We start from the raw sequence: 8,921 nt of genomic DNA, 5'->3' as shown, positions 1-8,921 counted from the left end.
ATCGCTATCTCGCCGACCCTGGGGTGTGGTCGGCCCCCGTCGGGTCGACCGGGGAGGCCGGTTCCGGCTTCGAACCGGACTGGATTGCTTCCATTGCCCCGCTTACACCTTCACCTGCCGGCTGGCTCAGGCCCTCGACGAGCTGCATGAGCGAGTTGAGGGTTCCGGGCGCTGCCGTTGTGGGCGTCGGCACCGCACCGGTCAAGACGTTGCCGAAATCGGCGGTCGGTCCGGGAGGCGGAGGTGTCACGCCGGTCGGAGGTACCGGAGTCCCCGGCTGCGCCGACTGCGTGAGCAGCATTTCCGCCGGCGTGCCCACCTGAGCCAGCGTGCCCGGCTGCCCCGAAACCTCAGGCGACAACGTGCCCGGCGCAACCGGCAACCCCGACGCCAACACCGGGCCCGCCGGCGTACCCGACTGCAGCGGCTGCCCCGAAACCTCAGGCGACAACGTCCCCGGCGCAACCGGCAACCCCGACGCCAACACCGGACCCGCCGGCGTACCCGACTGCAGCGGCTGCCCCGAAACCTCAGGCGACAACGTCCCCGGCGCAACCGGCAACCCCGACGCCAACACCGGACCCGCCGGCGTACCCGACTGCAGCGGCTGCCCCGAAACCTCAGGCGACAACGTCCCCGGCGCAACCGGCAACCCCGACGCCAACACCGGACCCGCCGGCGTACCCGACTGCAGCGGCTGCCCCGAAACCTCAGGCAACAACGTCCCCGGCGCAACCGGCAACCCCGACGCCAACACCGGACCCGCCGGCGTACCCGACTGCAGCGGCTGCCCCGAAACCTCAGGCAACAACGTCCCCGGCGCAACCGGCAACCCCGACGCCAACACCGGACCCGCCGGCGTACCCGACTGCAGCGGCTGCCCCGGAACCTCAGGCGACAACGTCCCCGGCATCTCGGGCGACAACGTGCCCGGCTGCGCCGACTGTGCCGCCTCGGCCGGTATCTCCGGCAACAAATTACGCGACAGCTCGGGCAGCAGCGGGGCCCCAGTCGTCGTGAGTACCTGTCCACCTCCGCCGGAACCGTTCGAGCCCGATCCCCCTGAACCGCCAGAATTTCCGGATCCGTTGGTGAGCAAGACATTTCCCGCTCCACCGCCAGAGCTGGGCTGCCCGTCCAGGTTTTCGAAGTTGCTCGCGGCCGCCGTCAAGGATTGAGCGATGCTGTCCAGTTGCTCGGCCGAGCTTTGGATCGCTTGGTTAACTTCGTCAACTTGTGCGAGGTAACCGCTAGGACCATTAGCGAATTGGTGGCCGGTCGAATCGTCCCCCCACGGTGAACCCAGAGCTGTCAGCTGACTGTTCAGCGAGGAGAGCACCTCCTTCATCTGCGTGGCGACATCCTCGACGTTGGCGGCTGCCGTCCGCATCCCGTCCGGGGTGACGCTGAGCGAATCTGACATGGTTATCTCCTCACCGTCGGATACGACGAACCGTCTTCGATGCCGTCGTCTTCGTCGTCGACATGCCGAGGTTCTGGCACGGCAGACGAAAGCGGGTTGAGCCCGGAGATGAGATCCCCGAATTCGGGGACGTCGACGACCAGGTTGGACAGGGACGAAATCTCTTGGCGCCGTTCAGTTAAGGGCGCTAACAGAGCGGCTGCCTGGCGTTCGATCTCCTGTACGGCCTCCTGCGCCGCAGTCGTGATGTGTCCGCCGAGATCGGTGAACTCGTAATCGTCGAGATACGACTCGTCGATGACTGTCTTGGTCACCATGCGTTGCGCGTCAACCGTCACTTGGACGGTCCCGTCAGCAGCGGTCGCCGTGGCAGAGAGTGCCGCCCGTTTCCGCTGCATTACTGAGAGTTCTTGCATCTGATCCTGCACCAGCGAGAGCACATGAGCAAAGTCATGGCCCGTAGCATCGTTGTCCACGCTAACCCTCTCTCTCGCAGAACTTTTGACCACTTACGTCATCGTCAATCACGTCGGAACTCCCGCAGGATTGCGATGTCGTCGGCAATGAGCCGATCAATTTCGTCACGCAGCGCGGGCCTGGTCATGGGCCTGGCGTGAGATTGGTCAGCCGCGTACAGGTACTCCCCGTCTTCGTTAACCCGCACCCACACCAGGGCCCGTTTGCCTCGGTCCAATCCCCATCTTCGCGTTGGCCGCCAATGGCTCTGAACCGTTGCGTAGACCGTCACTTCGTTTGCAGGGACGCTGACGCCGGTTTCCGATGCCAGCCTGTGCTGCACCACGAAGTCCTCGCGGTCGTACTCGGCTTTGCCTCGCGGCACATATTCCGGAATCACGATTGCGTTATGCATGCCCGGCTGGGTCAAGGTGACGGCGTCGGCAATCGCGGGGCCCAAATCGTATGGCGACAGGGTATAGACGTCGATCAGATCGGCATCCGGGCGCTGGGACGCAAAAAAACCGAGATGTCCTGCGCGATAGGCTATTAAACGCAGGCTCGGCGTGTCCGCCGGTATATATTGCACGCGACACTCCACCCGAATATCGGCGGCGTCGTAAGCCGCCACGCATTCCATGAAGGAATTCAGGTCCCCATGGAGAAACCGATCGGGAACCGCGCCGGCGTATGCGGTGGCCTCGTCCCTGGTGGCAAAACGCGGGCCCTGGGTGAACATGAAGGGGTACGGCAGGAAGTCGCTGCCGTAGAACTCGCTGATCGCATTCAGGTCGAGGAGATCGAGGGTTCCGAGCTGACCCGTCAGTACTCCGCTCATGAAATCACCTGCGTCATTCCCTCCGCCTGCACCTGTGGCGGACGGGCGACTCGCAGGACGACCGCGGTGGCGCTCAGCTGGTACTCGGCGGCCAATAGCAAGACGATCGAGTCCTTCTTGAGCCTGCCAGCGCGGGCGAGGAAGATAAGTCCGTCCGCCTGGGTGCTCACACCGAGATAACCGTGGTCGAGGGTGTGGCGGTGCAGTTCTTCCGACCACGGCAGTCCGAGGAGTTTCGCCAGCGCCCGGAACGGCTGTCCGGTGTCTGATCCCTGCGGCACGAAATAATCGACGTATTGCGCGCTTACCCTCGCGTCGGCTAGGGCGGCATTGATCGCGCACCCGAACATCTGAAACGACTGGCGTAATGACTCATCGGATCGCAACGCGGTCGCGCGGGTATACGCATTGTAAAAGTCGTCTGTCCTGGTGTTCTCCCAGAACGAATCATGGACTCGCCAATCATCTGCCATGTCAGGGCAACTGGCGGTTCCACTGCCCATCAGCTTCGCGAATCCCCCGCGCTTCGAGATGACGGTCGAATAAGCGACATCCGAGAAGGGTTCGCCCCCAACGGCTCTGCAGGTGGCCAATCGGTCGCTCCACGACCAGTTGTCAGCACCGGTGCATATCGCGTAGCCGGCCTCATCGAGCAGTCGCGACGCCAACAACCAAGAGGTCAGCCCACCGGCGCAGTTCTGCTTCACTTCCAGCGCATTGCCGTGGCTGCCGACGACGCCGTTTTGAATGTGGTGGTGTACCGGCCAACCTTGGCTCCCCTGCGGCCCGACCCCGGCGTGCAGCAGCCAGCGCGCGCTGTCGACGTCGGCGTCGGCTGCCGCGAGCGCAGCCTTACCCACCTGGACCGCCATGTCCGCCGGAGTGCCGCCGTGATACTCACAGACGGCGCGCCAGTGGCAATCGGGCCCCAGGTCACCGGCCGCGATGGGTCGTGGAGTCGGCCGGAGCACCGCCACCGATCGCAGCGATGTCACCGACCGACCTCCGTCCGTTGTTCGAACGCAGCTCTACGGGTGGTGCCCGCCGTTGACGGCCGAGGCGTCTGAGGCACCGGTGGCGCCGGGGTGCGCTGGGGCGCCTCGGCCTCCTCCGGACCGTCATCACCGATCACGGGGACGACAGCATCCACGTCGCCGAGGACGAGTTCGCCGTTTTTCTTGCGGCGCAACGCCTTGTTCGGCTTGTGTTCCTTTCCGCCGGGCCCGCGCTGTCCGCCGCCACCGCCGCCCGGTGGCGCCCCAGCGGGAGAGCCACCGGCACCCAACGGCACCCCACCCGGACGCGCCAAAGCGCTGTCCAACGGTGGGATTCCCTTGCTTGCGGCGGCCACGGGCGCGCCTGCCGGTGCCAATGTGTCGCGTCCCTGAGGCCCGATGCCCGCACCGCCGCCCGGACCATGACCGGCGCCTCCGCCTGGCTTGCCGAGCGCATCGAGGTCTTTGGGGCCAAGGCCGCCCGGCATGCCGCTCTCCGGCATGCCACCCGGGTGGCCTTGCGCTGCGCCCAACGCCTGCTGAAGTGGTTCTCCGAGCCCCTGGGCGGCTTGGCCCAATCCGCTAAGTCCGGCAGCCGGGTTCCCCGAGGCGCCAGCGGGATTGGACAAGCCGCTCAGCGGGTTATTCGTCCCGACACCACTGGGCGGCACGAAGTTGCCAGCCCCCCCGGCGGGATTACTGGCGTCCACGAAGGGATCGGTATTGGCGGCACCATTGGGCACTGCCGGCCCGCCTGGCACGCCACCGGGGACACTGGAACCGCTGGCGGAGCCACCGGACCCGCCGAACGGGTTAGCAAGGCCAGTAGCGTTGGGCAGCGGGAAATTGCCAGAGCCCACACCTGGGACACCGCCGGGCATCACAAAGTCACTCGAACCGGCCCCCGGATCACCACCGGGCAACGCAAAGTCACTCGAACCAACCCCCGGGACACCACCGGGCAACGCAAAGTCACTCGAACCAACCCCCGGATCACCACTGGGCAACGGGAAATCACCGGAGCCCGCACCCGGGACACCACCGGGCAACGCAAAGTCACTCGAACCGACCCCCGGATCACCACTGGGTAACGGGAAATCACCGGAGCCCGCACCCGGGACACCACCGGGCAACGCAAAGTCACTCGAACCGACCCCGGGAACACCACTCGGCAACGGGAAATCACCGGAACCCGAGGCAGAATTATTCGAACCACCAAACGGGTCGGCGCCTGCCGGGTTACCGAGAAGATCTCCGGGCGCGGGGATGGAACCGTTCGGCCCGAGGTTGGTGTTGAGTACCGGCGGCGGAGGGTTGCCGCCCGGGTCGGGCGGCGGCGGCACGTTCGGGGGTGGGGGTGGAGGGGTGTTGTCAGGCGGCGCCGCCGCCGCGTCACTGTTATTGGGTGGTGGTGGCGGCGGCGGATCGGGCGGCGGCGGAGGCGGATCGGGCGGTGGAGGCGGAACCGATGAGGGGTCGGCCGAGGACGTGGGCGTCGAGAAGCCGGGATTGTTGCTCGCGATACTCGTGATATTCGGCGCGTAGACGGTGTTCATCACGTTTTGGGCAAACGAGTCGTAGACCTGGTTGATCTCATCGATCTCGTTCGGCCACCTGGTCACTGACTCGTTGTAGCCGTCAGCGTTCTTGAGCAAATACCATTGGGTCTGAAAGATGGTGTGCGAGAACGCATCTATCAACAGGCCTAACGCATTGGCCCCCATCCCGATATTGCTTACGTCCGGAAGCGACTGGTTGATGTTCGCTATCGCGGCGTCGTGCGTCTTACCCACCCACTGATTCGTGGCTTCTTGCTTCATCAGCGCTTGTTGGAATGTATCCGACGCATTGATGATGCTGGCCGAGATCTGTTGTAAAGCATTGCCGTTGCCGTTGTCGAGGGTTCCGGAAGCATTCTGGAAGTCGTGGAGCATAGTGGTAAAGGAGACCCCGGTGAAGTCTTCAACGGCAACGGTGGCGGGACTCGCCGTGGTTCCGGTGATCGCCTGGATTTCGTCCTGCGAGGTGGTCAGTGACGAAACGTCACTGTTTGTCAACGCTTCGAACAGACTCCAGTCCGCCCCCGGCGTATTCGCCGGGAGCTTTCCGGAGTTGATCATGTCGTCGATCTGCTCGGGTGTGGGCGGTTTCTTATGGTGAGACACAGCTGCATACCCCGGCGTTATCCGGATTGGAGAAGGCGATCGGCGGCTTTCTTCACCGTTGTCGAGAATTGGTCCAGGTAAGAGAGGTATTGCGTGATGGATTGTTCGATGCCACCAAGACCGGAAATATCCATCTCTAGGTTGGTCTTCGTCTCATTCGCCGATCCCAGCGATCCCGGGCTGCCCAACGAGCCCAACTTGCCGATCGCCGTGAGCTGATCGTTCAGCTGGTCCCGAAACGTCTTGATGATGTTCAGATACGCGTCGCGAGTCGCTTCGGACAGCTTCACATCTGCTGGCCCGCTGTCCTGAAGTTGCTTCAGCTCACCCACCAAATCGGTGATGTTCGACCCGCCGGCGCCACCGCCCGAACCGCCGGGATTACCGTTGGTCGACCCACTGCTCGCCATTGTCGTTGCAGTCCTTTCCATTTAGCGGCCGGAATTGCCCGGGCTCGCCGTTTGGACGAACCCGGGCCTCCGCGGCGGTTCTCAGAATGCGGCGGCGTTCTGCTGGTCCAGAGCCTGCATGGCCGCCTGCTGATCCTGCGCCTGCTTCTGCGTGATGGACATGTTGTTGAGCATGTCGTCCAACATCGAGTCGATGTTCTGATGCGCCTGGGTCAGCGCGGTCGCGCCCGCGCCTTCGTAAACGGTTGCCAACACACTGAACAGGTTGTTGATGTCGGAGCGGACTTCTTGAATGCTGTTGATATTACTGTTGACATCGTCCAACGAGGCGTTGTTAGCGCCGAAATTGTAGAGAATTTCACTCATGGTGTCACTGCTCCTTTTAGCTGTTGTCCATGTTGGCCACGCTGCGGATCTGCGCTGATCCTGTGTCGACGATCTGGTTGAGATAGTTGATGATCTGCTGGGCGTCTTCTTGCTGTTGCGATGACGTGTTGCCGTAAGTGCTTGCGCTGCCGCCTTTCCAGCTCGCACCGAGCATGGACTGCTGCGTGTCGGCGATCTTCCCCAGAATCGCTACCGCCTGATTGCGGGCGTCCTGGATCTGGGAAAGCTTCGACTGCGCTTCCGCCTGTGTAAGGGACAGTGTCATTTTCGTTTCCTTAACCTTTCTCATTTATCGGTTGCTGCGCCCGCGGGAATGGCGAACAGCGCTGTGTCAAAATCCATTCCCGCCAAGATTCGACCAGTTCTCGTCGGCAAGTTCGACTAGTTGGCTGATCGCCTGCCCCAGTGCATGGTCGGAGCCGGCCTTGAGGGTGCTCCACAGTTGACCTGTGGGAGAGGCACTGGGCACCCCAATGATGCGTCCCCGTTTGGTGTAGAACACCCCGACCGCCGCGGGGCCCCGGGAAATCCTGTCCTCGGCGTCGGCGAGCGCGTGATAGACGATTTCGCCAAAAGCCTGCCGCGAGGACAGCGCCGCGCCGAGCAACATCGCGGCGTGCGGTTCGGCGCCCAAGGCCCGAATTCGATCCGCGAGTTCCATGGGATCGTGTGTGCCGGTGAGGCTTTCCACTAATTCCTGCAATGGTGCCGCCACAGGATGGACATCGGCCGGCCTTGCCTGGGGCAGCTCGGCGAGCAATGCCGACGCCACGTCGCGCAATTCGATCCCGTGTCCGACGGTCCGCAACAGAATCTCATCGGCAATCCGGCGCACGAGCACGCACAGTGTGCCTCGTCGCACGAGACTGATGCGTGCTATGCCATCGGGTGTCACCATCCGCATGGCTAGTTCACGATCGGGCCGGTGCAGTGCCTGTAGTACCGAGACCAGCTCTGGATGCACGGTGTCGCCGACGATCAGGTTGCGCGCGAATAGATCCCGAGCGGCCCGCTCATACACAGCCTCCCGGTCGGCGATCGTCTCGTAGCGAGGCCGCGACGCCAGAACCGTCGGGAGGTCGTGTACGCCGGCGCGGGGCGCCACCACCCGCAGTTCATCGTCGGTGAGCGTTACCTGGTGCGACAGCGCCGTACTCACAGCGTCAACCCCTTGTCGACCCCGATCACCGGCGGCGACACCCAGCGATCGGAAACCTGCTCGAGCGTCGGCTGCGGCGCGTCGGCGAACTGCGGCGGCTCCGGCTGGACAGGCCCCGCGGGCTGGTCGAAGACGGAAGTGTTCGGGCCCCAGCTCACGTGGGACACGGTGAACGGCGCATCGCTCTGTTGGGTTGCGGGCAGCCAGGACGACTCAGCGGGGGACAACCCCGCGCCCGGCTCGCCACCACCGTCAAGTGTCGCCTCCAAGGACGATGGGTGCTCGCGAGTATTGGTGCCACGCCCCAGGGCCCCCATCGGGCCGTATCCGGTACCGACCGGACCAGCACCTGACGCGCTCGCCATGGACTCGATCTTGTGTGGTTCTTTTGCGGCGCTGGTGGACCTGACCTCGGCGGCCCGGAACGACGCGAGCGGAGGCGGCGGCAGACTCGCACCGCCACCACCCTTGGCGCCGGCACCCGTGCCTTCGTCGGCAGCCTTCGCGGCCTGTTCGGCCTTCACCGCGCGGTCGCCAAAAACCGCGGGTGGAATGGGTTGATCCCATGGCTGCGCGAGCGCGGCGCATGCCTCCTCGTATTGGTACATCACCGCTGAGGCATTGGCCTGATGAGTCGCCACCGTTTGGTCGAATTCGGCAAACTGCCCGTTGAGTATCGCTCCGTTGTACGCGGCGAGCGACGCCATCACGTCATGGGTGGTTCGAGCGTCGATCGCTTCGGAGACGCTCGGCATCCCCAGCACCGCAACGCTATAAGCAACCGCCGCATCCTCGGCACGCTCACCGTTGCCCGCCGCGCTCAGGCTGACGGACTGCAGCCACCGGCCGAAGTCCTCGAGTTTGCGCGCCCCCACGTCTGCTCCTCGGCTGGTGAACGCACTCTTGATCTTCTCGACGATTCTGTCGTATTCCTCTGAAATGCTTGCCCATTCGTCGGCGACGCGCACCCAGGCAGCACCCGCCTGACCGACCGACATTGGCCCTGGTCCATCGGTGAGGTCACGGGCAAGCTGCTCCGCACTGCGCGACTCCCATGCCACATTCGTGAATCCCATACCCTGACCTCC

General features: G+C 64.1%; 10 protein-coding genes. All 10 read right to left on the bottom strand.

Translation table 11 applies throughout. The features are described 5' to 3' along the window. Nucleotides 1-4: 4 nt before the first annotated feature. The gene (locus tag OK015_RS07855) at nucleotides 5-1,423 is read right to left on the bottom strand and encodes a WXG100 family type VII secretion target (RefSeq protein WP_268130498.1); all 1,419 of its coding nucleotides are present in this window, start codon (nucleotides 1,421-1,423) and stop codon (nucleotides 5-7) included. 2 nt (nucleotides 1,424-1,425) lie between these two features. Then, nucleotides 1,426-1,899 carry a YbaB/EbfC family nucleoid-associated protein gene (locus OK015_RS07850; RefSeq protein WP_268130497.1) on the bottom strand — a complete coding sequence of 158 codons (474 nt, stop codon included), beginning with the start codon at nucleotides 1,897-1,899 and terminating at the stop codon, nucleotides 1,426-1,428. A gap of 44 nt (nucleotides 1,900-1,943) precedes the next feature. Further along, a complete protein-coding gene (locus OK015_RS07845) occupies nucleotides 1,944-2,717 on the bottom strand; it encodes an ESX secretion-associated protein EspG (RefSeq protein WP_268130496.1) in 774 nt (257 codons plus the stop codon). Beyond that, nucleotides 2,714-3,712 carry a hypothetical protein gene (locus tag OK015_RS07840; protein ID WP_268130494.1) on the bottom strand — a complete coding sequence of 333 codons (999 nt, stop codon included), beginning with the start codon at nucleotides 3,710-3,712 and terminating at the stop codon, nucleotides 2,714-2,716. The genes OK015_RS07845 and OK015_RS07840 overlap by 4 nt, the downstream gene beginning before the upstream one ends. Continuing rightward, nucleotides 3,709-5,877 (bottom strand): hypothetical protein, encoded by a 2,169-nt coding sequence (locus OK015_RS07835; RefSeq protein WP_268130492.1) that lies wholly within the window; start codon nucleotides 5,875-5,877, stop codon nucleotides 3,709-3,711. The genes OK015_RS07840 and OK015_RS07835 overlap by 4 nt, the downstream gene beginning before the upstream one ends. 17 nt (nucleotides 5,878-5,894) lie before the next feature. Continuing rightward, nucleotides 5,895-6,287, bottom strand: a complete 393-nt coding sequence (locus OK015_RS07830; protein ID WP_268130490.1) for a hypothetical protein — start codon at nucleotides 6,285-6,287, stop codon at nucleotides 5,895-5,897. 81 nt (nucleotides 6,288-6,368) lie between these two features. Beyond that, on the bottom strand, nucleotides 6,369-6,653 hold the full coding sequence (locus tag OK015_RS07825) for a hypothetical protein (protein ID WP_268130488.1): 285 nt from the start codon (nucleotides 6,651-6,653) through the stop codon (nucleotides 6,369-6,371). 16 nt (nucleotides 6,654-6,669) lie between these two features. After that, a complete protein-coding gene (locus OK015_RS07820; RefSeq protein WP_268130487.1) occupies nucleotides 6,670-6,939 on the bottom strand; it encodes a hypothetical protein in 270 nt (89 codons plus the stop codon). 66 nt (nucleotides 6,940-7,005) lie between these two features. Further along, nucleotides 7,006-7,833: an ESX secretion-associated protein EspG gene (locus tag OK015_RS07815; protein WP_268130486.1), complete on the bottom strand. Its 828-nt coding sequence runs from the start codon at nucleotides 7,831-7,833 to the stop codon at nucleotides 7,006-7,008. Then, a complete protein-coding gene (locus tag OK015_RS07810; protein WP_268130485.1) occupies nucleotides 7,830-8,909 on the bottom strand; it encodes a PPE domain-containing protein in 1,080 nt (359 codons plus the stop codon). Before OK015_RS07810 ends, OK015_RS07815 begins: the two co-directional genes overlap by 4 nt. Between the last annotated feature and the right edge of the window lie 12 nt (nucleotides 8,910-8,921).

Origin of the sequence: Mycobacterium sp. Aquia_216, from assembly GCF_026723865.1 — a bacterium.
GTDB lineage: Bacteria > Actinomycetota > Actinomycetes > Mycobacteriales > Mycobacteriaceae > Mycobacterium.
This window is presented reverse-complemented; position numbering and strand designations above follow the sequence as displayed.